The sequence below is a fragment of the Streptomyces coryli genome (genome assembly GCF_011044975.1).
In the GTDB taxonomy this organism is placed as follows: domain Bacteria; phylum Actinomycetota; class Actinomycetes; order Streptomycetales; family Streptomycetaceae; genus Streptomyces; species Streptomyces coryli.
Map to the genome: position 1 here is coordinate 17673 of NZ_JAAKZV010000047.1, position 22752 is coordinate 40424.

The window sequence follows — 22752 nt, forward strand, 5'->3', positions numbered from 1 at the left end:
ATCACCCCCAGGGCGGGTCCCAGGCGAAGGCTGCTCCGGTGGCCCGCGTGAGCAAGGGGGTTGGGATGAGGGAGGCGACGGTGTCGCGGAGGGCGGATGCCGGGCGGCTGGCGGTCTGGAGAAGGTGGCCGAGGCGGCCGGAGGCTCGGGCCATGCGTTGGGTGCGGGGGCGGCGGCTGGTGTCGTAGGCGGTCAAGGCGGCGGCGGCCGGGGAGCGTTCGAGCGCTGCGGCCAGGGTTACGGCGTCTTCGATGGCGAGGCAGGCGCCCTGGCCGATGTCAGGGGTGACCGCGTGGGCGGCGTCACCGAGCAGGGCTACGCGGCCGTGGACGAACGACGGCAGCTTGGCGTGGAGGTAGTACACGTCGTGCCGGAGGACGGCGTCCGGCTCGGTCGCCGCCAGCAGGTCGGGGATGGGGGCGTGCCAGTCCCGGAAGCGGTCGGCCAGTTGGGACAGATCGTGGGCCGGGTTGGCGTGCTCGGGAAGACTCTCGCAGGCGAACCAGTAGATCTGCCCGTCATTGATCGCGGCGACACCGAAGCGGGCGGCCGGCCCCCAGGTCTCGGTGAGGATCGGAGATACGCGGAGCGGGGCGGCGCGCTCGGCGGGGACGATGCCGCGCCAGACCGTGTAGCCGGCGTAATCGGGGCCGGGGTAGCTCGGAAGCAGAGCGGTGCGCAGACCGCTGCCTACGCCGTCGGCTGCTACGACGAGGTCAGCCGTATCCGAGACCGGGCCGTGCGGGGTGTCGAAGGTGACTGTTGCCGTGGGCGTTGCCATTGCCTTGTCGGAGATGGTCTCGACCCCCGTGGCGCGATAGCCGGTGTGCAGCGCGGACGGGTCGAGTCCGGTCATCAGCAGCCGGTGCGCCTCGGCGCGGTGCAGGGCGTAGAAGGGGGCGCCGTAGCGCCGCTCGATGCCGGCCGCCGGGATGCGCGCCACGCGCCGGCCCGACCGCAGGCGGATCTCCAGCGCTTCCTGGCGCAGACCGCGATCGCGTAGGCCCGCACCCAGGCCGAGGTGCTCGAGGGCCTTGACGGCATTGGGGGCGATGGCGAGGCCTGCCCCGACCGGCCCGATGACCGGCGCCTGCTCGAAGAGCGCCACCTCCCATCCGATACGCCGCAGGGCCTGGGCGGCTGCCAGCCCGCCGATGCCCGCGCCGACGATGATCGCCTTGTTGGTGCCCATGGTCGCCGCTCCTCAGCCACTAAAGCGCTCGTTTCAAACGGTCATTTTAATCGATTGTTATAGCCTCTGACGTGAGGGCTGGTCAGACCTACGAGGAGGTGCGGTGACCGGATCCGAGCAGACGCCCACGTCCACGCGGGAGCGACTGATCGAGGCGGCGGTGCGCCTCTTCGGCGAACGCGGAATCGGCGCGACGTCGCTACGGGCGCTGACCGAAGCGGCAGGAAGCAACATCGCCGCGGTCAACTACCACTTCGGATCCAAGGAAGGACTCCTCCGCGCCGTCATCGACCAGACGATGCACGCAGTGAACGAAGAGCGCCGGCGCCGCCTGGACACACTCGAAGCATCCGGCCAGCCGCTGACACTGCCCGACCTGGTCCGCGCCTTCGTCGAACCGGGCGTCGGCCTGACGGAGGGCCACGGCCACCGCGCCCCCGAGGTCGCACGCTTCATCGGCAGGGTGATGAACGAGCCGGACCCACGCATCCGCCAGATCTTCGCCGAACAGGTCGACCCGATCGAAGGCCGCTACCTGACCGCATTCGGCCGCGCCCTCCCCGAACTCGACGAGGACGGCGCCCGATTCGCCTACGCCGGCGTAATCGGCCTCCTGAGCTCCTACCAGTCCGGCACACTCACAACGCTGCACGGCCAACCGCCCGAGAAAGCGGACGACGACACCAACCGCGAACGACTGGTCGCCTTCATCACGGGGGGCCTGCTCGGCCTGCAATCGACACCGTAGGCGAACTCGCTGTCACCTGCAGGTCTCGCTGGCCGCCATCAGGCGCAGGACTGGGCGCCACACCTTCACGTTGAAGATACGGCGATTGAACGCTCCGCCCGTGCGAGTTGCAGCAGAGTGACGCCGTAACCGGCGGACCATCCAGCGTCTTCCATGGCAACGTGATCTCATTGCGGAGCCACGACTCTTGGAGCCCATCATGGAGCGTTCTGAGTTCCTGGCCGCGCTCAGGCGAGGGACCGAACTGGTCGCTGTCTGGCCGGCCGCCAAGCCTGGTTGGCGCGCTTGGGTCGCTGTCTGGTCTGCCGTCCACCTCGAAGATCACCCCGGCATCCGGAACCCCGACCTGAAGCTCATCTGGCTCGCGCGCGAGTGGGACCCGGAGTACGTGGAGAAGGACCTCTGCTGGGCAGAGGACGACGGCATGCACACTCTCCAACACCTGACCTCTGTCGGCGAAGAGCAGCTCTGGGACACGCTGGAACGGCTCTGCGGCTACGACGCCTTCGACTACCCGTGGAACACGGACTACCCAGGTTGACGGGCGTGCTGCCGTCTCAGTAGCCGCCTCATTCAGAGGGCCCGGCTGGGTCCAGAGCGGACCGCAAGCAGTGAGTGCTGACTAGCATGTGCGCAGGTGAAGCGCCTTGCATCGCTCTTCGAAACCAGTCATCAGGCTTGGAAAGCGTGCAGGTCAGAAGGGACGGGCGATCCCATGCGTTTCCAGGGCATCCGTGTAGCGCAGCAGTATCCCGTCGATCTCCGCGACCAGGAGTTCCGCCGTCTCGCGCGCATCCTCCAACTCTCCATCAGCGCATAGGGCAGCTACCTCCGCGGCATCCGCGCGAAGAATGGACAGTGAGTCGCCCTGGATCAAGACACCCGGGAAGCGTCGGCCTGGCATGCGAGCGACGGCGTTGTTGCTTCTATCGGTGAACAGCTCAACCTCGACACGTTCCATGAGGGAGATCAAAGCTCAGCCGCGCGAGTACGGCAACGGTTCGCGACCCTTCGGCGGCAGAACCGAAGTTGACGCTTGATCACGATCCTGCTCTCGACTGCCTGCAGCCTAAGGAGGGTAGGGGCCTACCTGCGCCCACGGCTCCGGAGCTTGGTGCGGCTCCTTACGCGCACAAAGACCCGCTCTCACCTGCGATCGCGTACCGCCACCAGGCCGTTGAAGACGCCGACGTACGCCGTGCCGTTCGGACCGATCGTTACTGGGGCCCAGTTGTTGTCGTACAGGAGGCCTGTGCCGGTCAGGCGGCGCCAGCGTGTTTCTCCTGTGCGGAAGTCGATCGCTGTCAGGTACCAGGCGTCTGCGCCGAGGCGGCTCGGGCGCTTGGTGTAGAGGTACAGGAGGCCGTTGGCTGTCGAGAGCTTTGCCACTGTCGATGGGGAGCGTTCTCTGCTTTCCCATACCGGGTCGCAGCCGGTGCCGCCGCGGCGGATGTCGATGCGTGAAGCGCCGCCTACCACCGAGCGGCCGCCGGTCAGGGAAGTGACGTTCTCGTAGCCGTAGTTGTTCTCCACGATCAGGCTGTGGTTCCAGCCGATGAGGGAGTTGTCGGTGGTGGAGGTGCCGGCTTCGAAGACCGGGAGCTTGCAGATCAGGTTGCCCTTTGCCCAGTCGTATACGAGGACGTTCATCCGGGACTTCGCGTTGTCGGTGATCGCGACATAGTCGCCGAGCAGGGTTGGTGTCGTCCCCGAGCCCTGGTTCACTGAGCCGGGCTTGGCGCCCGTGCCCCGGTCGTACGCGCGTCGCCACGTCACCCGCGGTGTCCCGTCGGCCGCCGCCTCCATGCGATACAGGGCGTGGTCGGAGACGATCGACATGCCGTCGGGGCCGGCTGAGAAGGAGTTCTGGATCTCCTCGCCCTCCAGGCGGATGGACTTCACCGTGCCCGACTCCGGGTCCACCGTCCCGATTCGGCCTTGCCGCGTCACCCACCAGATCCGGCCGTCCCAGTCGGGTACGACCGATGTGACCGGGTCGCACGCCCCGTCCGGGGAGAGGTTGCGCCAGCTCTTGCAGTCGTGCGGGACGTAGCGGCGGAGGTTCCAGTCGTCCTCGATCGTGAAGCGCCAGTCGCCGTCCGGGCCGCGGGAGTGGGCGATCCGGAGCAGGTGCTGGCGTGAGTCGGCCAGCACCAGGCGGTCGCGGTGGTCCAGGTAGGCGTACGCACCGCCCGAGGTGTCCTTGAAGATCTTCGACGTGTCGAGCGATGTCACCGCGTCCACGCTCGACGGGCGTTGTGGGAGTTGGTGTTCGGCGAGTGTCTTCAGACTCCGCGGGTGCAGCAGCTTCACCAGGAAGCCGGAGAAGGTGCCGCACACCGCGATGATTCGGCCGGCCCGGTCGAAGGTCAGAGTCGCGCACTCGCCGCCCAGCACCGCCATCGATTCGCTGGTCACCTCGGGGTCTCGACCTAGCGGCCCGGCGGTCGGGTGCGTATCGCTGCTCGCCGCGTCGGCGTGCATGCCGCTGCGGCCGTTCGGTGCGAGGTACGGGTGCTGCGGTTGGGCAGCGTCCGGCAGCGGGCGCGGCTTCGCCGGGGCGCCCTCGTATGCGGGGACGAGGTGGCGGCCGAGATCCTGCGGGATCGGGTCCGCGTGTCCTGGGGTGTGCCGGGCGACCAGCATCGCGGCGAGCAAGGCCAGCATCGAGAAGGTGCAGGCGTAGCGCCGGCCGTTGGGCAGCATGGGCGGACGGTACGGAGGGGCGCTACAAGAGTCCATGCACGGCCGCAGGTAGACAGTGTCCACCCCCCTGGTAGACACTGTCTACCGTGACCACCGACACCCGCGGCCGCCTCCTCCAAGCCGCGCTCGAGCTCCTCGAAGGCGAAGGCGTCGAGGCCCTCACCCTCCGCGCCATCGCCCGCCGCACCGGCGTCTCGCACGGCGCCCCGCTCAAGCACTTCCCGCACCGCGCCGCACTGCTGTCCGCCGTGGCCACCCAGGGATTCGGCGAACTGCAGGCATGGGCGCGGCGGGCGATCGAGGAGCTCCCCGAGACCGCCTGCACCGCGAGCCGGCTGCGCGCCGGCACCCGCGCTTACGTGGCGTTCGCAGAAGCCCGGCCGCAGATGTTCGCGCTGATGTTCCGGCGCGACCTGCTCGACGACGAGGACCGCGAGCTCGGCAAGGCCAGCCTCGGCGGCTTCGAGGAGCTGATGACCCTCGTACAGGACCACCAGGCGGCCGGCTGGCGCGCGGACGCCGATACCCGGCTGCTCACCGGAGCCCTCTGGTCCGCCATGCACGGGCTCGCCCAGCTCTGGTCGTGGGGCGCGCTGCCCCTGGCCACGAAGGCCGCCACCGTCGAGGACGCCCTCGACGGACTGTGCCGGGCCTTCGATCTCACCAGCACGGAAGGACAACCGACTTGACCACCCAGCCCGACTTCGACCGCGAGACCGCCGTCACTCCGCGAGCCGGTGAGCCCGGCGCGTACGACACCGACCTGCCCGGCAGCTTCCGCATCGGCATGGGCATCAACGGCGGGCTGCTGCTGTCCGTCGCCGCCCGCGCGCTGCAGGCCGAGCTGGGGCAGGGCGAGGACGCGCACCGGGACCCGTTCTCGATCAGCGCCTACTACCTGACCACGTCGGCCGCCGGCCCGGCCACCGTGCGCACCGAGACGCTGCGCCGGGGCCGTACGGTCTCCACCGGCGCGGCCACGCTCACTCAGCCCGGCGAGGACGGCGAGCCGGTCGAACGGCTGCGCGCGCTGGCCACCTTCGGCGACCTCAACGGGCACGACAACGGCGACGTCCGCACCACCGCCAAGCCGCCGCAGCTGCCGCCGCCGGAGCAGTGCGTGACCTCGGACCAGGCGCCGAAGGAGTTCACCCACGCCGCGCCGCTGCTGAAGCGCATCGACGTCCGGCTCGACCCCGACACCGTCGGCTGGGCGGTGGGCGAGCCATCGCACCGTGGCGAGATCCGCGGCTGGTTCCGGCTGCCGGAGGGCCGCGAGCCCGACCCGCTGCTGCTCCTGCTGGTCGCGGACGTGCTGCCGCCGGTCACCTTCGACCTGGGCATCATCGACTGGGCGCCGACCCTGGAACTGACCGCCCACGTCCGCGCGCACCCCGCGCCGGGCTGGCTGCGTGTGGTGCACTCCACCCGCAACTTCGCCGACGGTTATCTGGAGGAGGACGCGGAGATCTGGGACTCGACGGACCGGCTGGTCGCCCAGTCGCGGCAGCTGGCGCGGGTGCGTACGACCTGAACCCCGAGACCGGGGACGGCGCGCCGGGTATTACCCGCGCGCCCCCGGTGGTACCCATGCCCTCGTGGAGTGGTTCACCGACGACGGCTACTACTGGGCCCGGCTGGTCTTCCAGCGCGGGCTCGCCGCGCTCTACTGCGTGGCGTTCCTCGCCGCCGCGAATCAGTTCCGGGTGCTGATCGGCGAGCGCGGCATCACGCCGGTGCCGCGCTTCACCGCCCAGGTGCCGTTCAAGGCCGCGCCCAGCCTCTTCCAGCTCCGCTACTCCGACCGGCTGTTCGCCGCCGTCGCCTGGACAGGGGCGGCGCTGGCGGCGGCCGTCGTGCTCGGGGCGGCGGATGCCGTACCGCTGTGGGCGGCGATGGTGATCTGGCTCGTGCTCTGGGCGCTGTACATGTCGATCGTCAACGTCGGCCAGACCTGGTACGGCTTCGGGTGGGAGTCGCTGCTGCTGGAGACCGGATTCCTCGCCGTCTTCCTCGGCAACGATGAGACCGCCCCGCCGATCCTCATCCTCTTCCTGCTCCGCTGGCTGCTGTTCCGGGTGGAGTTCGGGGCCGGGTTGATCAAGATGCGCGGCGACCGCTGCTGGCGCGATCTGACCTGCCTGTACTACCACCACGAGACGCAGCCGATGCCGGGCCCGCTGAGCTGGTTCTTCCACCATCTGCCGAAGCCGCTGCACAAGGTCGAGACCGCCGCGAACCACGTCGCCCAGCTGGGCCTGCCGGTCCTCCTCTTCCTCCCGCAGCCGGTCGCCACCGCCGCCGCCCTCGCCATCGCCGTCACCCAGCTGTGGCTGGTGATCTCCGGCAACTTCTCCTGGCTGAACTGGATCACGATCCTGCTGGCGCTCTCCGCCGTCCAACTGCCGCTCCCGGACCGCGACCTCCCCGACGCCCCGCTCTGGTTCACGACCCTCGTCTGCGCCGCCACCGCCCTCGTGCTCGTCCTCAGCTACCGGCCGGCCCGCAACCTCCTCTCCCGGCAGCAGAAGATGAACGCCTCCTTCAACTCCCTGCACCTGGTGAACACTTACGGCGCCTTCGGCTCCATCACCCGCGTCCGCCAGGAGATCGTCATCGAGGGCACGGACGAACCCGTCCTGACACCGTCGACGCGCTGGCAGGAATACGAGTTCAAGGGCAAGCCCGGCGACCCCCACCGCCTCCCGCGCCAGTACGCGCCGTACCACCTGCGCCTCGACTGGCTGATGTGGTTCGCGGCGATGTCACCGTCGTACGCGGTGCGCTGGTTCCCGTCGCTGATCGCCAAGCTCCTCGACAACGACCGCCACCTCACCAAGCTGCTCCGCCACAACCCCTTCGCGACCGGCCCGCCGCCGACGTACATCCGGGCCCGGCTGTACCACTACACGTACTCCGACTGGCAGGAGCTCCGCGCCACCGGCAACTGGTGGCACCGCGAACTGGTCGGCGAGTATCTGCCGCCGGTCAGGCAGAGCGATCTGGTATCGGGTTAGCGCCGCCGTCCACGCCCATGTCCTGCAACCCGATCACCCGCAGCAGCTCCAGCCGCTGGGCCGTATCGCTGCCCGGAGGGGCCGTGTAGAGCACCAGACGCTGGTCGTGTGCCGGGCTGAGGAGTACCTCGCAGTCCACCTCCAGCAGCCCCACCACGGGATGCACGAATCGCTTCGCGGAGGAGCGTCGGACGCCGACCTCATGTTGCTCCCACAGCTCCGCGAACTCCGTGCTCACCTCCCGCAACCGCCGTACCAGCGCCGCCAGCCGGGCGTCGTCCGGGCGCTTGGCGAGCGTCGCGCGGAGGTCGGCGGCCTGGGCGCGGGCCAGCTCCGGGCGGTCCTCGGGCGGGAAGCCCGCGATGGTGGCGGGGTCGGTGAAGAAGCGCCAGGGGATGTTGCGTTCGGCCGCGGGACGGGAGGCGTAGTCGCCGTGCATCGCCTTCGCCATGGCGTTCTGCGCGAGCACGTCGCCGCGGTCGCTCACGACCATGGCCGGGTTCTCCGTCAGCCGGTCGAGGATCAGCAGCAGCCCGGGGCGTACGTGGTCGGTCGCCTCGTGCTGCGGCGGCGGCTCCTCCCCCGCCAGCCGGAAGAGGTGGTCGCGTTCGTCGTCCGTCAGCCGCAGCGCCCGCGCCAGCGCGCCCAGCATCTGCCGCGAGGGGCGCGGGCCGCGGGCCTGCTCGAGCCGGGTGTAGTAGTCGACGGACATGCCTGCCAGCTGGGCCACCTCCTCCCGGCGCAGTCCGGGCGTGCGGCGCCGCGGGCCCTCGGGCAGCCCTACGGCCGCCGGCGCGAGGCGGGTGCGGCAGCGGCGGAGGAAGTCGGCGAGCTCGGTGCGGTCCACTCCCCCAGCATCACCCGGATCCCGCGGCGCATCCAGGGACTGCCGATCCCCGGATAAGCGGGTCTCTCCCGCCCCGGCGCCGGCGGCCGCAGCCTGGGTCCGTAACCGCAATGATGAGGAGCACGACCATGAAGATGCTGGTCACAGGCGCTACCGGCAGAGTGGGCAGCCGCGCGGTGCCGCGGCTGCTGCAGTGGGCGAACGGCCCAGACGACGAGGTTCGGGTGCTGGTCCGGACCGCCGAGAAAGGCGAACCGGCGGCCGCGCTCGGCGCGGTCCCGGTGGTGGGCGACCTGCGCGACGCCGAGGCCCGGCGCAAGGCGCTTGCCGGGGTGGACGCGGTGGTGCACACCGCGGTGGCGTTCCGCGGGGTGCCGGACGAGGAGGCGTACGCGGTCAACCGCGACGCGACCCTGGGACTCGCGCGGGACGCGGTGGCCGAGGGCGTCGGCCGCTTCCTCTTCACGAGCACCACGCTGGTCTACGGGCCAGGCCGCGGCCGTCCGGCCACCGAGGCGGACGAGCCGCGGGCCGGCGGGGTGCTGGACGGCGCGTATCCGCAGTCGAAGCGGGACGCGGAGCGGGAGCTGCGGGAGCTGGCCGCCGCCGACGGCCTCGACCTGCGCATCGCCCGCCTCGGCTTCGTCTACGGCGACGGCGACCCGCACCTGCCGGAGGCGGCGCGGCAGGCCATGGACTGGCCGGCCCACCAGGGCCTGCACTGCGTGCACCACGCGGACGTGGCGCGGGCGCTGTGGCGGATCCTGCGGTCGGCCGACGCCGCCGGCGGCACGTACAACGTGGTCGACGACGCACCGCTGTCCGCGGCGGAGATCCTGGAGCTGAACGGCACCGCGCTGCCGGACGGCATGGCGGACCGGGGGCTCGCCGACCCGTGGTGGCAGGTCATGTCCAACCGCCGCCTCCGGGACGAGCTGGGCTTCCGCCCGCTGTACCCGACGGTATGGACGGCGAGGGACGCGGGCGCGCTCTGACTGTCAAGCCCGTCCGGCGTTTGAGGACGAGCGCGAAGCGCGATCGGCCGGAGGCCGCGGCGGACGCGATCCGCCACCGGCCTCCGGATCGCGTCAGCGTGCGGCTTCCGCCCGCCGCTTGTCCACGACCACCGACGCGCCCGCCACCACGACCGTCACGATCCCCGCGCACATCAGGTTGTTCCGGTTCGCCGAATCGGTCAGCATCAGCGCCGTCAGCGCCACCATCCCCGCCATCGCGATCCAGGTCAGATACGGGAAGCCCCACATCTTCACCGCGAGCCGGGCCGGGTCCTCGCGCTCCAGCTTCCGGCGCAGCCGCAGCTGCGAGACGGCCACCATGAACCAGACGATCAGCAGCAGCGCGCCGACGGCGTTGGCGAGGAACTTGAAGATGGTGTCCGGCCAGTACACGTTCAGCAGCACCGCGACGTAGCAGAAGGCCACCGACGCGAGCACCGCGGCCTGCGGGACACCCTCGCCGGATACCTTCAGCAGGGCCTTCGGGGCCTGGCCGCGGTCGGCGAGCGAGTAGATCATGCGGGAGGCGCCGTAGATGTTGGCGTTCAGCGCGGAGAGCAGCGCGATGACGGCGATGACCTCGATGAGGCGGCCGGTACCCGGGATACCGATCATGTCGAGGACGGTGGCGTACGGGCTGGCCGCCGGGTTCACCTTGTCCCAGGGCAGCAGCGCGGCGATGACGATCATGGAGCCGACGTAGAAGAGCAGGATGCGCAGCACCGCGCTCCGTACCGCCTTCGCGATCGACCGCTCCGGGTCCTCGGCCTCGCCGGCGGCGATGGTGGCCGCCTCCAGGCCGCCGAAGGAGAAGATCACCATCAGCAGGCCGGCGGACACGCCGTCCCAGCCCTTGGGGGTGAAGCCGCCGTTGTCGGTGAGGTTCGACAGCCCGCCCGGCACGTCCGAGAACACGCCGCAGATGGCCAGGACGCCGAGGATCAGGAAGCCGATCACGGCCGCGACCTTGATCGCGGCGAACCAGAACTCGGACTCACCGAAGAACCGCACCCCGCGCAGATTGAGCGCGGTGAAGACGACGACGAACAGCAGCACCAGCGCCCACTGCGGGGCGTCCGGGAACCACGCGTGCACGAACCCGGCGGCCGCGGTGGCCTCGATCGCGAGCACGACCACCAGCAGGATCCAGTACAGCCACCCGACGGTGAACCCGGCCCAGCGGCCCAGCGCCCGCTCGGCATGGGTGGAGAAGGAGCCGCTGGACGGGTACGCGGCGGACATCTCGCCCATCATGCGCATGACCAGCAGCACCAGCCCGCCGGCCAGCAGATAGGAGAGGATGATCGCCGGCCCGGCGGCCTGCAGCGCGGCACCGGAGCCGAGGAAGAGCCCGGAGCCGAGGGCGCCGCCCAGGGCGAGCATGGTCAGGTGGCGCTGCTTCAGCCGATGCGGAAGCGCCTGCGCTTGGCTCTCGGGGGGAGCGGTGGTCTTCATGGGGGACGGTCCAGGAGGTGCGGTGGGGCAGGAAAGATCCACAGGCTAGCCGCCGAGCCCGCTCCCCGAACAGACGTGCCCGAATACCGGACAGTCACTCATCGGCGCAAAGCACGCGAAATCAAGCCCGTCCGGCGCTTGAGGACGAGCGCGAAGCGCGATCCCCCCGAGCGACAGCTCCAACATCTGGCGCCGTCCGCGCCCATCGCTTAGCGATCACCGCACACACAATCAACTGCAGCTGATGGAACAACATCAACGGCAAAATCGTGATACTCGCGGCGGAGCCGAAGAGCACCGCAGCCATCGGCAGCCCATTCGCCAGACTCTTCTTCGACCCCGCGAAGACGATCGCCACCCGGTCCTCCCGGCTGAACCCCATCCGCCGCGACAGCGTCGACGTGATCAGCAGCACCACCGCGAGCAGCACCCCCAGCACCCCGGCCAGCGCCAGCAGCCGCAGCGGGGTGACCTGGCTCCAGATGCCCTGGTTCATGCCTTCGCTGAAGGCCGTATAGACGACGAGCAGGATCGACGAGCGGTCCACATACCCCAGCACCCGCCGGTTCCGCTTCACGAACCCGCCGATCCACCGGCGCAGCACCTGCCCGGCGATGAACGGCAGCAGCAGCTGGGTGCCGATGCCCAGCAGACCGTCCGTCGAGAAGTCCGCCTTCGAGCCGATGAACCACGCCACCAGCAGCGGCGTCAGCACCATCCCGAGCAGCGCGGAGTACGTGCCGGCGCAGATCGCCGCCGGGACGTTGCCGCGGGCGATCGACGTGAAGGCGATCGACGACTGGATCGTCGACGGGACCAGGCACAGGAAGAGGAAGCCGGTGTACAGCTGCTCGGTCAGCAGCCACGGCACCAGTCCCCGCGCCGCCAGCCCCAGCAGCGGAAAGAGCACGAAGGTCGACGCGATCACGAAGAGGTGCAGCCTCCACGCCCGCAGCCCGTCCAGCGCCTCGCGGGTGGACAGCCGCGCGCCGTAGAGGAAGAACAGCAGCCCGATGGCGACCTTGGACGCATCGGAGACCACCGTCTCTGCCGTACCGCTGGCCGGCAGCAGGGCGGCCAGGCCCACCACCGCCAGCAGGGTGAGCACGAAGGGGTCCAGCGGCAGCCAGGACGGTAGGGCGATGCGGCGCATGACTTCCTTTTACGCTCCGTCTCCAGCGAGTCTTCGAGGGCTGCCTCACATTCTGCCCTCAGGGGTCTGGTGGCTCGCGGCGACCCGTGCTGCACTCTCCTTCCGGGGGCCTTAATGGGGGAGGCTGCTTGTGACTCCACGGCGGAGATTCAGTGCAAGGTCTTCACATTTGCGCACGTCAATCGGTGTCTGCTGTACCGTCTGCGCGGGCGTATGACCCCCCAAGCCGCTAGGAGACCGGAATTGCGCGAGTACACCGTCCCGTCGCTTGCGACGGCGCCCCAGGTCGGTGGACTTGCGGACGCGGTTTTCGAACAGGCGGCCGCGGAACCGGATCGTCCGGCATTCGGCCGGAAGGTCGCCGGGCACTGGCGGAATGTGACCATCGGCACCTTCCGTGACGAGGTGGTGGCGGTCGCAAAGGGCCTGCTCGCCCAAGGCGTCCGTTTCGGCGACCGGGTGGGGCTGATGTCCCGTACCCGCTACGAATGGACGCTCTTCGACTTCGCCCTGTGGTCCATAGGCGCCCAGCCGGTGCCGGTCTATCCGACGTCGTCGGCCGACCAGGTGCTGCACATCCTCAATGACTCCGCCGCGGTCGCCTGCATCGTCGAGCACGAGGACCACGCGATGACGGTCGGCTCCGTCATCGACAAGCTCCCCAAGCTCACCCGGCTGTGGCAGCTGGACGCCGACGCCGCCGCCGACCTCGTCGCGGCAGGCGCGCACTTGGACGACGACGTGGTGGAGCGGCACCGCCTCGCGGTCACCCCGGACTCCGTCGCCACGGTCATCTACACGTCGGGTACCACCGGTCGGCCGCGCGGCTGCACCATCACCCACGCCAACTTCATGTCGCAGTCGGACAACATCATCGAGCGCTATCCGCCGCTCTTCGAGAACCGCCCCGGCAACCGCCCGGCGACGCTGATGTTCCTGCCGCTCTCGCACGTCTTCGGCCGGATGATCGAGGTCACGGCCATCCGCGGCAAAATCAAGCTCGGCCACACCCCGGACGTCCGCCCCGAGACGCTGCTGCCCGACCTCGCGGCCTTCCGCCCGAGCTTCATCCTCGCGGTGCCGCACATCTTCGAGAAGGTCTTCGCCGCCGCCCGCCGCAAGGCCGAGGCGCAGGGGAAGGCCGACGCCTTCGACAAGGCCGCCGACGTCGCCATCCGGTACGCGGCGGCGCAGGAGCAGCGCGCCTTCGATACGGGCCCGGGCCCGTCCGCGGCGCTGCGGATGCAGCACCAGGTCTTCGACAAGCTCGTCTACGCCAAGATCCGCGCCTCGCTCGGCGGCCGCTGCCGGTACGCGATGTCCGGCGGCTCCGCCATGCAGCGCCGGCTCGGCCTCTTCTTCGCCGGCGCGGGCCTGTCGGTGATCGAGGGTTACGGCCTGACGGAGTCCACCGCCGCGGCCGCCGCCAACCCGTGGGAGCGCCCCCGCTACGGCACCGTCGGCGTCCCGATCCCCGGCATGACCGTGCACATCGCCCAGGACGGCGAGATCTGGCTGCGCGGCGGCCAGATCTTCTCCGGCTATACGGGCGAGCCGCAGGCCACGACGGCGGTGCTGCGCGACGGCTGGCTGGCGACCGGCGACGTCGGCGAGCTGGACGACGACGGCTATCTGACGATCACCGGCCGCAAGAAGGAAATGCTGGTCACCTCCAACGGCAAGACCGTCTCGCCGGTCGGCCTGGAGGACGGCGTCCGCAACCATCCGCTGGTCGCGCAGTGCCTGGTGGTCGGCAACGACCGCCCGTACATCGCCGCGCTCATCACGCTGGAGCCGGAAGGCGTCTCGCACTGGCTGAAGATGCGCGACAAGCCCGAGCTCACCGGCGCCGAACTGGTCCGCGACGAAGAGCTGGAGGCGGAGATCCGGCGGGCGGTGGTGGCGGCGAACACGCATGTCTCGCAGTCGGAGTCGATCAGGACCTTCCGCATCATGGCGACCCAGTTCACCGAGGACCAGGGCCTGCTGACGCCGTCGCTGAAGCTGAAGCGCAAGGCGATAGAGAAGGCGTACGCGAACGAGGTCGAGGCGCTGTACGGCGGCTGAGCTGCCCGGTAGAACCTGTTCCTGATTGAGCGTCAGTTATTGACGGACCGTCAGATCCGCCCGCAGAATGCAGCAACCTGCATCGGTGGGAAGGATCTTCGTATGCCTCGCCTGCTCCGCGCCGCCATGCTCACCCTCATCCCCCTCACTCTCGTCGTCAGCTGCAACTCCGCCTCCACCGCCGGGAAGAGCGGCTCCTCGGACGGGGGCGCCGCATCCGTGCGCGGGGTCACCGACGACTCCATCAAGGTCGGCGGAATCGTCTCCAAGACCACCACCAGCGGCTACAGCAAGGCCGACACCGACCTCGGCGCCAAGGCCCGCTTCGACCGCGCCAACGCGGAAGGCGGCGTCAACGGCCGTAAGATCGACTATCTGGGCGCCGAGGACGACGGCCAGGACCCGGCCAAGAACCTCGCCGCCGCCCGCACCCTCGTCCAGCGCGAGAAGGTCTTCGCCATCGCGCCGATGAGCTCGGTGACCTTCTCCGCCGCCGGCTTCCTCAAGGACCAGCAGGTGCCGGTCTTCGGCTGGGGCACCATCCCGTCCTTCTGCGACCAGGAGTACGCCTACGGCTACAACGGCTGCCTCGTGCCGCGGCCCGGGCACAACATCGGGCTCAGCTGGCAGGACGGCCTGAAGCACGTCATGGGCGGCGCCAAGGGCAAGTCGGTGGCGCTGGTCGCGAACGACAGCGACGCCGGCAAGTTCGGCATCCGCACCTACAAGCAGGGCTTCGCGGCGGCCGGCTTCAAGGTCACGTATGCCAAATCCACGGTGCCCGCGGCGGCCGCGCCCAGCGACTGGTCCGGCTATATCGGCGAGATCATGAAGAGCGACGGCGGGAAGGCGCCGGACGCGGTCGTCTCGGTCATGCAGACGCCGCACAACATCGGCCTGTTCACGGCGCTCAAGCGGGCCGGGTACAAGGGCACGCTGACCGACCCGACGGACTACGACCCCGGGCTGCTCGCCAAGAAGACCACCCGCAAGGCGCTGGACGGGGTCTACGTCTTCATCCAGAACGAGCCCTTCCAGTCCACCAAGCCGGCGATGAAGCAGTTCAAGGCCGACATCAAGAAGGCGGCGGGCGAGGACAAGCCGCTCAATATGCACATGATGACCGGCTATCTCTCCGCCGATCTCTTCCTCGCCATCGCCGAGAAGGCGGGCAAGGACCTGACGACGAAGAGCTTCCAGCAGGCGGCGGACGGCTTCAAGGACACCGGGACGATGGCCGGGGAGCGGGAGTTCCCCAAGGGGCACGAGGAGTCGTTCAACTGCGGCGCGCTGGTGCGGCTGAAGGACGGCACGTACGAGGTCGCCTCCAAGTTCCGCTGCTCCGGCACCGTTCCGTTCAAGTAGCGGCGGGGCGGGGGCTGATCACGTGCTCGACCTCATCCTGAGCGGCCTGGTCTCGGGTGCGCTGTACGCGCTGCTGGCGACCGGGCTGGTGCTCTCGTACTCGGCGTCCGGGCTCTTCAACTTCGCACACGGCGCGACTGCGTTCCTCACCGCGCTGACCTTCTACGAGCTGCACTCCGGGCTCGGCTGGCCGGCCGTACCGACGGCGCTGCTGCTGGTGCTCGTCGTCGCGCCCGCGCTGGGGTGGGGCCTGGACGTGCTGATGTTCAGAAAGCTGGCCAAGGTCGGCCAGTCGGCGCAGATCGTCGCCACCATCGGGCTGCTGGTCGCGCTGCCCGCGCTCGGGCTGTGGATGGTGGAGCTGCTGACGGACGCGGGCGCGCCGCTGAAGCCGGCGGAGAACCAGTTCGGGCTGCCCGGCGTCGGCCCCGACCCGGCGGTGACCTGGCAGCTGCTGCCGGGCGTCGGCATCGACTCCAACCAGCTGATCACGTGGGTGGCCACGGCGGTGGTGGCGGTCGCGCTGTGGGTGCTGCTGCGGCACACCGCGCTGGGGCTACGGCTCCGCGCCGCCGTCGACAACCGCGAGCTGACCGAGCTGCGCGGGATCAGCGCGGACCGGCTGTCGTCGGTGGCGTGGGCGCTGTCGTCGATGCTCGCGGGGCTCGCCGGGGTGCTGGCGACGCCGCTGCTGGGGCTTTCGGCGCACGACTACACGCTGTTCCTGTTCGTGTCGGCGACGGCGGCGGTGCTGGGCCGCTTCGCGTCCATCCCGCTGGCCTTCGCGGGCGGGCTCGGCCTCGGCGTGCTGCAGAACCTGGCGGCGGAGTACGCGTCCTTCGCGGACGACATCACGGGGTTCCGTACCGCGGTGCCGTTCGTGCTGCTCTTCGCGGGGCTGCTGCTGCTCACGCGGCGGCAGCGGACCGCGGGCACGGCGGCGGTCGACGCGCCACCGCCGGACTATCTGGCGGGGATGTCGTGGGGCCGGCGATGGGGTCCGTGGGCGGTAGCGGGGCTGCTGCTCGGGATCGCCTTCTACACGGTGACGACGCCGTTCTGGAGCGGGCTGCTGGCCCAAGGGCTGGCGATCTCGCTGGTGTTCCTGTCCTTCACCATCGTCACCGGGATCGGGGCGATGGTGTCGCTGGCGCAGGCGGCCTTCGTGACGGCGGCCGCGCTGACGGCCGGGCTGCTGATGAGCCACGGCGTGCCGTTCTTCGCGGCGGCTTTGGCCGGGACCGCGGTCGCGGCGCTGCTCGGCACCGTAACGGCGCTGCCCGCACTGCGGATCGGCGGCCGCAGCCTGGCTCTGGCCACGCTGGCCCTTGCCTTCCTGGCGGACCAGGTGCTCTTCCAGATGGGCTGGCTGCGCAACGGCGACACCGGGTGGGAGATCCCGCGCCCGGTCTTCGGCCCGGTGGACCTCTCGGACGACCGCGCCTTCGGCGTGGCGATGCTGGTGCTGGCGGCGCTGTGCGTCGCCGGCCTCGCGTGGCTGCGCGGCTCGGCGCTGGGCCGCGCGATGCTCGCGGTCCGCTCGGCACCGTCGGCGGCCACGGCGGTGGGGGTGTCGGTGGCCCGTACGAAGCTGCTGCTCTTCGCGCTGTCGGCGGGCCTGGCGGGCTTCGGCGGGGTGATGTACGCGTCGTACAACACCCGCATCACGGCGACCGACTTCACCGCGATGACGGGCCTGATCTGGCTCGCGGTGGTGGTCGCGGCGGGGTTGCGGAGGCCGCAGTTCGCGGTGGTGGCGGGGCTGGTCTTCGCGCTGGTCCCGCATGTGATGGAGGAATACGCGACGGAGTCGACGCACTTGCCGGTGATCCTCTTCGGCCTGGCGGGGCTGGCGCTGGCCAACGACCCGGACGGGTACTGCGCGGCGGTGCCGACGCGCCTGCATCGGCGCCGGGCGACGGCTGCCGGGCCTCCCGCCGACGCGGCACCGGCGGCGGAGGCGAAGCCAGTGCCGGACACTCCGCAGAAGCCCGACACCACCGCCGCGCTCTCGCTGCGCGGGGTCAGCGCCGGTTACGACGGTGCCGCCGTGCTGCACGGTGTCAGTCTCGAGCTGCGGGCCGGGGAGGTGCTGGCGCTGCTCGGGGCCAATGGGGCAGGGAAGTCCACGCTCTGCAAGGCCGCCGCCGGGCTGCTGCGGCCCACCACGGGTGAGGTGCTCGTGGGTGGGCGCGACGCCACGCGCGAGGGGCCGGTCAAGCGCTCCCGCGACGGCGTCGTCCTCGTACCCGAGGGACGCGGCATCTTCCCGTCCCTGTCCATCGACGAGAACCTCGCCCTGCACCTGCCGGACCCGGCAGCCCGCACCGCCGTCCTCGACCGCTTCCCCTCCCTCGCCGCCCGCCGCCGCGTCCTCGCCGGCTCGCTCTCCGGCGGCGAACAGCAGATGCTCGCGCTGGCCGCCCTGCTGGAGCGCCCACCCGCCGTACTCATCGCGGACGAGCCCTCCCTCGGCCTCGCCCCGAAGGCAGCAGACGAGGCCTTCGCACTGCTCGCCGCCCTCCGCGACGCGGGGACGGCGCTCCTGCTCGTAGAGGAGAAGGCCGTCGAAGTCCTCGGCCTCGCCGACTCGGTGGCCTACCTGGCCGCGGGCCGGGTCGCCTGGCACGGCCCCCGCTCCGAAGTGGACACGGACCAGCTGACGACCGCGTATCTGGGCCTCGCGGCCGACGGGGACAGCGAGCCGGTCCAGGACCCGCCCGCCGAGGTCCTGCCGGACGGTGCGCCGCTGCCGCGCCAGGAGCGGAGCGGCGAAGACCGTACGGATGAGGAGGTCATCCGGCCATGACCGTCGACCAGGCCCAGGCCCAGGCGCCGCCCGCCCTCGCCGCCACCGACATCGTCGTCCGCTTCGGCGGTGTCACCGCTCTCGACCGGGTGTCCGTCGCCGCCGCCCCCGGCGAGATCGTCGGGCTCATCGGGCCCAATGGCGCGGGCAAGACCACGCTCTTCGACGCCCTCTCCGGCCTCCGCCGCCCCGACGCGGGCCGCGTGCTCCTCGGTGGCGCCGACGTCACCCGCCGCGCCCCCGTCTGGCGGGCCCGCAACGGACTCCGCCGCACCTTCCAGCGGCAGCAGCTCTTCGGCCAGCTCACCGTCGCCGACAACCTCCTCGTCGCCCAGGAGTGGCGCGGCAACCATCTCGCCGCCGCCCGCGCCCGCCGCGCGGCCCGCGCCGACGACGTCCTCGCCCGCACCGGCCTGCAGCCACTCCGCGAGCGCTACGCCGGCACCCTCCCGGTCGGCCAGGCCCGCATGGTCGAGCTCGCCCGCGCCCTCGCCGACCCACCCAGCGTCCTGCTGCTCGACGAGCCGGCGTCCGGCATGACGAAGACCGAGCGGGCCCGGCTCGCCGACGTCGTCCGCGAGACGGCACAGAGCGGCGACTGCGCCGTCGTCGTCGTAGAGCACGACGTCGGCTTCGTCATGGAGCTGTGCTCCCGCGTCGTGGTCCTCGACCTCGGCCGCGTCCTCGCCGAAGGGACACCGACCGAGATACGGGACGATTTCGCCGTAAAAGCGGCATACCTGGGCACGTCGCTGGCGGGGAATGCGTCATCGTTGGATGGTGGTTAGCAGCACGTACCACTTTGCAGCCGACGAGACTCAGGGAAACCATCGCTCGTGAGCAACGTTCCGTCCATCACCCTCAACAACGGCGTCTCCATGCCTCAGCTCGGCTTCGGTGTCTGGCAGGTGCCCGACGACGAGGCGACCGCCGCCGTCAGCCATGCCCTGGAGGCCGGCTACCGCAGTATCGACACGGCCGCGGTCTACGAGAACGAGAAGGGCACCGGCAAGGCGCTGGCCTCCTCCGGCCTCCCCCGCGAGGAGCTCTTCGTCACCACGAAGCTGTGGAACACGCAGAAGATCCAGTGGACCCGCGACGAGGTGTTCCGCGCCTTCGACGAGTCGCTCGACCGCCTCGGCCTCGACTACGTGGACCTCTACCTGATCCACTGGCCGCGCGCGGTCCGCGACGACTACCTCACCATCCTGCGCGCCTTCGGCGAGCTGCACACGAGCGGCCGCGCCAAGGCCGTCGGCGTCTCGAACTTCAAGCCCCCGCACCTGCGGCGGGTCATCGACGAGACCGGCGTCGTCCCGGCCGTGAACCAGATCGAGCTGCACCCGAACCTGCAGCAGGCCGAGACCCGCGCCTTTGACGCCGAGCACCGGATCGCCACCGAGGCCTGGTCCCCGCTGGGCCAGGGCAAGGGCATCCTGACCGACCCGGTGATCGCCTCGATCGCCGAGAAGCACGGCGTGACGCCCGCCCAGGCGATCCTCCGCTGGCACCTCCAGCTCGGGAACGTGGTCATCCCGAAGTCGGTGACCCCGTCCCGTATCAAGGAGAACATCGACGTTTTCGGCTTCGAGCTGGACGCCGACGACATGGCGGCCGTCGCCGGGCTCGACAACGGCACCCGGCTCGGCTCGGACCCGGACACGATGGACTTCCAGTAGTAGTCATGTGATCGGCGGCGCCGCCTTCCTCCAGTCGAGAGGGAGGCGGCGCCGTACGTATGGCCGAATCCCGATCCCGGTAGCAGACTCCGCGGCACGGACTCATCCGGAGCCCAGTGAGACGAATCCGGAGGGACGGCACAGTATGAGCACTAACAGGGCAGTCGCCTATCTCAAGCCCGGAGCCGTGGAAGTCCAGGACATCGACTTCCCGAGCCTGGAGCTGCAGGACGGACCCGGGGTCGCGGCGGCGAACGTCGGCCGCAAGTGCCCCCACGGCGTCATTCTGAAGGTCCTCGCCAGCAACATCTGCGGCAGCGACCAGCACATGGTGCGGGGCCGCACCACCGCCCCCGAGAATCTGGTCCTCGGCCACGAGATCACCGGCGAGGTGATCGAGAAGGGCCAGGACGTCGAATTCATCAAGGTCGGAGACGTCGTCTCCGTCCCGTTCAACATCGCCTGCGGCCGGTGCCGCAACTGCAAGGAGCGCAAGACCGGTATCTGCCTGAACGTCAACCCCGCCCGCCCCGGCGCCGCTTACGGCTACGTCGACATGGGCGGCTGGGTCGGTGGCCAGGCCGAGTACGTCATGGTCCCGTACGCGGACTTCAACCTGCTCCGCTTCCCCGACGCCGACCAGGCGAAGGAGAAGCTGCTCGACCTCACCATGCTCTCGGACATCTTCCCCACGGGTTTCCACGGTGTGGTGAGCTCGGGCGCGCAGGTCGGCTCGACCGTCTATATCGCGGGCGCCGGGCCGGTTGGTCTCGCCGCGGCGGCGGGTGCGCAGCTGCTGGGGTGCGCGGTCGTGATCGTCGGTGACCTCAACGCCGACCGGCTCGACCAGGCACGCAGCTTCGGCTGCGAGACGGTCGACCTGACCCGCGGCTCCCCCGCCGAGCAGATCGAGCAGCTGCTGGGCGAGCCGGAGGTGGACTGCGCCGTCGACGCGGTCGGCTTCGAGGCGCGGGCGCACGGCGAGAACTCCGAGGAAGCCCCCGCCACGGTCCTCAACTCCCTGATGGAGCTGGCCCGGGCCGGCGGCGGCCTCGGCATCCCCGGCCTGTACGTCACCGGGGACCCGGGCGGCATCGACGCCGACGCCAAGATCGGAGCGCTGAAGCTGCGCCTCGGCCTCGGCTGGGCGAAGAGCCACTCGTTCGTTACGGGGCAGTGCCCGGTGATGAAGTACAACTTCCACCTGATGCGCGCGATCCTGCACGACAAGGTCCAGATCGCGAGGGCGGTCAACGCCACCCCGATCCGCCTCGAGGACGCGCCCCGCGGCTACGCCGAGTTCGACCAGGGCGCCAGCCGCAAGTACGTGCTGAACCCGCACGGGGCGCTGGACAACGTCAGTCCGGCGTAGTCGTCGTCCCGTACTCCACGAGATGCGTGGGCACGACCGTGCGCCGGGGCGCTCCCCCGCGCTCGCGCGTGCGGTCGACCAGCATCCGGCCGGCCTGCCGCCCCAGTTCGTCGATGTCGTAGTCGACGAGGGTGAGCGGCAGGCCGAGCGCGTCGGCGAGCTCGAAGTCGTCGAATCCGGCGAGGGCGGTGCGGGTGCCCGCGGCGCTGATGGCGCGGAAGGCGCCGATGGTGTTGCGGTTGTTGGAGCAGAACAGGGCGGTGGGCGGGGCGGGGAGGCTGAGGAGTCCGGCGGCGGCGCGGGCGGCTTCTGCGGTCTGCTGCTGGCCCTGGCGGACGTATGCGTCGTCGGGGGTGATCCCGGCGCCGGTGAGCGCGGCGCGGTAGCCGCGCAGCCGCTCGGTGCCGGTGTAGACGGCGGTCGGGGAGCCGAGAAAGCCGATGCGGTGGTGGCCGCGGGCGATGAGCTTTTCGGTGGCGTCCTTGGCGCCGCCGAAGTCGTCGACGAGGACGCAGTCGGCGTCGAAGCCCTCGGGCGGGCGGCTGGCGAGGACGACGGGGACGCCCTCGGCTGCAGCGGTGGCGAGGTGGCGCTGGTCGGGACCCGCGGGGACGGCGATGATGCCGTCCACGCGGCGGGCGACGAGATCTTCGACGAGGCTGCGCTCGGCGGCCGGGTCCTGGGCGGTGTTGCCGATGACGGTCTTCAGGCCCTGGGTCCTGAGGACGGAGTCCACGCCGAGGGCCAGGCGGGAGTAGAAGGGGTTGGCGAGGTTGGTGACGATGAGGCCGACCAGGCCGGAGCCCTTGCCCAGCCGGAGGCTGCGGGCGACCTCGTTGGGGCGGTAGCCGAGTTCGGTGGCGGCTGCCCGTACCCGGTCGCGCGTGGCGGGGAGGACGCGGGGGTCGTCGCGGAGGGCGCGGCTCACCGTCATGGCGCTGACGGCTGCACGCTCGGCGACGTCGCGGAGTGTCGGCTGCGCCGGCCTGGTCCCCCGGTTGTCCGGCATGCGCTGTCCCTTCCCGGAACGGTCCGGGTGCGCTTCCCCGCGCACCGGTCTCAGCGGACCAGCGCCTTCACGACCTTGACCGGCCCGCCACCGACCGCCCGCAGCGTATACGCCCCCACGGCCGCCGGCACCGTCAAAGTCTCCGCGTAAGAAAGCGCGTGCCGGTCCCCCGCCGCCGTCTCGATCACCACGCCCTCCCCCTCCACCACATTCAGCACGTGGAAGCGCCCGTCCGTGTCGTCATCCGCCACCGCCCCCGCGTCGAGCGCGATGCGCCGCACCTCGTAGAACATCTCCTCCAGCGCCCCGAGCAGCTC

19 protein-coding genes and 1 pseudogene are annotated in these 22752 nt (G+C 70.6%); 12 read left to right on the forward strand and 8 right to left on the reverse strand.

The window, feature by feature from the left end:
- Position 1: 1 nt before the first annotated feature.
- Positions 2–1192: an FAD-dependent monooxygenase gene (locus G5C51_RS13600; RefSeq protein ID WP_165236888.1), complete on the reverse strand. Its 1191-nt coding sequence runs from the start codon at positions 1190–1192 to the stop codon at positions 2–4.
- 103 nt (positions 1193–1295) lie between these two features.
- Here G5C51_RS13600 and G5C51_RS13605 point away from each other — a divergent pair, with 103 nt between their 5' ends.
- Both G5C51_RS13605 and G5C51_RS13610 read left to right on the forward strand, forming a co-directional pair.
- Positions 1296–1940 (forward strand): TetR family transcriptional regulator, encoded by a 645-nt coding sequence (locus tag G5C51_RS13605; protein ID WP_165236889.1) that lies wholly within the window; start codon positions 1296–1298, stop codon positions 1938–1940.
- A 199-nt stretch (positions 1941–2139) separates the two neighbouring features.
- A complete protein-coding gene (locus G5C51_RS13610) occupies positions 2140–2481 on the forward strand; it encodes a hypothetical protein (RefSeq protein ID WP_165236890.1) in 342 nt (113 codons plus the stop codon).
- 153 nt (positions 2482–2634) lie between these two features.
- Here G5C51_RS13610 and G5C51_RS13615 read toward each other — a convergent pair whose 3' ends face one another.
- Together G5C51_RS13615 and G5C51_RS13620 are read right to left on the reverse strand one after the other, a co-directional pair.
- On the reverse strand, positions 2635–2901 hold the full coding sequence (locus G5C51_RS13615; protein ID WP_165236892.1) for a DUF6959 family protein: 267 nt from the start codon (positions 2899–2901) through the stop codon (positions 2635–2637).
- A gap of 185 nt (positions 2902–3086) precedes the next feature.
- Positions 3087–4646, reverse strand: coding sequence for an NHL repeat-containing protein (locus G5C51_RS13620; protein WP_420824804.1), 1560 nt, complete (start codon positions 4644–4646; stop codon positions 3087–3089).
- An 86-nt stretch (positions 4647–4732) separates the two neighbouring features.
- Here G5C51_RS13620 and G5C51_RS43010 point away from each other — a divergent pair, with 86 nt between their 5' ends.
- The 3 genes from G5C51_RS43010 to G5C51_RS13635 all read left to right on the forward strand — a co-directional run bounded on the left by G5C51_RS43010 (position 4733) and on the right by G5C51_RS13635 (position 7663).
- Complete coding sequence (locus G5C51_RS43010) at positions 4733–5335, forward strand: WHG domain-containing protein (protein ID WP_165236894.1); 603 nt, start codon at positions 4733–4735, stop codon at positions 5333–5335.
- The gene (locus tag G5C51_RS13630; protein WP_165236896.1) at positions 5332–6180 is read left to right on the forward strand and encodes a thioesterase family protein; all 849 of its coding nucleotides are present in this window, start codon (positions 5332–5334) and stop codon (positions 6178–6180) included. Before G5C51_RS43010 ends, G5C51_RS13630 begins: the two co-directional genes overlap by 4 nt.
- Positions 6181–6244: 64 nt before the next feature.
- Complete coding sequence (locus tag G5C51_RS13635; RefSeq protein ID WP_165236898.1) at positions 6245–7663, forward strand: lipase maturation factor family protein; 1419 nt, start codon at positions 6245–6247, stop codon at positions 7661–7663.
- Here G5C51_RS13635 and G5C51_RS13640 read toward each other — a convergent pair.
- Positions 7635–8510 (reverse strand): MmyB family transcriptional regulator, encoded by an 876-nt coding sequence (locus tag G5C51_RS13640; RefSeq protein WP_165236900.1) that lies wholly within the window; start codon positions 8508–8510, stop codon positions 7635–7637. The genes G5C51_RS13635 and G5C51_RS13640 overlap by 29 nt on opposite strands.
- Positions 8511–8638: 128 nt before the next feature.
- On the opposite strand from G5C51_RS13640, the gene G5C51_RS13645 reads away from it, so the two are divergent.
- A complete protein-coding gene (locus G5C51_RS13645) occupies positions 8639–9505 on the forward strand; it encodes an NAD-dependent epimerase/dehydratase family protein (RefSeq protein ID WP_165236902.1) in 867 nt (288 codons plus the stop codon).
- Positions 9506–9598: 93 nt separating this feature from the next.
- Here the strand turns inward: G5C51_RS13645 and G5C51_RS13650 are convergent, their stop codons facing one another.
- Both G5C51_RS13650 and G5C51_RS13655 read right to left on the reverse strand, forming a co-directional pair.
- Positions 9599–10981: an amino acid permease gene (locus G5C51_RS13650; protein ID WP_165236903.1), complete on the reverse strand. Its 1383-nt coding sequence runs from the start codon at positions 10979–10981 to the stop codon at positions 9599–9601.
- Between the two features lie 121 nt (positions 10982–11102).
- A complete protein-coding gene (locus G5C51_RS13655) occupies positions 11103–12134 on the reverse strand; it encodes a bile acid:sodium symporter family protein (RefSeq protein ID WP_165236904.1) in 1032 nt (343 codons plus the stop codon).
- Between the two features lie 243 nt (positions 12135–12377).
- Between G5C51_RS13655 and G5C51_RS13660 the strand changes: the two genes are divergently transcribed.
- The 6 genes from G5C51_RS13660 (at position 12378) to fdhA (ending at position 21426) form a co-directional block, all read left to right on the forward strand.
- Positions 12378–14201, forward strand: coding sequence for an AMP-dependent synthetase/ligase (locus G5C51_RS13660; RefSeq protein WP_165236905.1), 1824 nt, complete (start codon positions 12378–12380; stop codon positions 14199–14201).
- 102 nt (positions 14202–14303) lie between these two features.
- Positions 14304–15566: an ABC transporter substrate-binding protein gene (locus G5C51_RS13665; protein ID WP_165236906.1), complete on the forward strand. Its 1263-nt coding sequence runs from the start codon at positions 14304–14306 to the stop codon at positions 15564–15566.
- 22 nt (positions 15567–15588) lie between these two features.
- On the forward strand, positions 15589–18375 hold the full coding sequence (locus G5C51_RS13670) for an ABC transporter permease subunit (protein ID WP_165236907.1): 2787 nt from the start codon (positions 15589–15591) through the stop codon (positions 18373–18375).
- Positions 18372–19163 (forward strand): ABC transporter ATP-binding protein, encoded by a 792-nt coding sequence (locus G5C51_RS13675; RefSeq protein WP_165236908.1) that lies wholly within the window; start codon positions 18372–18374, stop codon positions 19161–19163. Before G5C51_RS13670 ends, G5C51_RS13675 begins: the two co-directional genes overlap by 4 nt.
- A 48-nt stretch (positions 19164–19211) precedes the next feature.
- Complete coding sequence (locus tag G5C51_RS13680) at positions 19212–20054, forward strand: aldo/keto reductase (protein WP_165236909.1); 843 nt, start codon at positions 19212–19214, stop codon at positions 20052–20054.
- Positions 20055–20199: 145 nt separating this feature from the next.
- Positions 20200–21426: a formaldehyde dehydrogenase, glutathione-independent gene (fdhA, locus tag G5C51_RS13685; RefSeq protein ID WP_165236911.1), complete on the forward strand. Its 1227-nt coding sequence runs from the start codon at positions 20200–20202 to the stop codon at positions 21424–21426.
- On the opposite strand, the gene G5C51_RS13690 is transcribed toward fdhA, so the two are convergent.
- A complete protein-coding gene (locus tag G5C51_RS13690; protein WP_165236912.1) occupies positions 21413–22435 on the reverse strand; it encodes a LacI family DNA-binding transcriptional regulator in 1023 nt (340 codons plus the stop codon). The two genes, fdhA and G5C51_RS13690, sit on opposite strands and share 14 nt — an antisense overlap.
- A 50-nt stretch (positions 22436–22485) precedes the next feature.
- A pseudogene (locus G5C51_RS13695) lies at positions 22486–22752 on the reverse strand (class I mannose-6-phosphate isomerase); the annotation flags it as partial.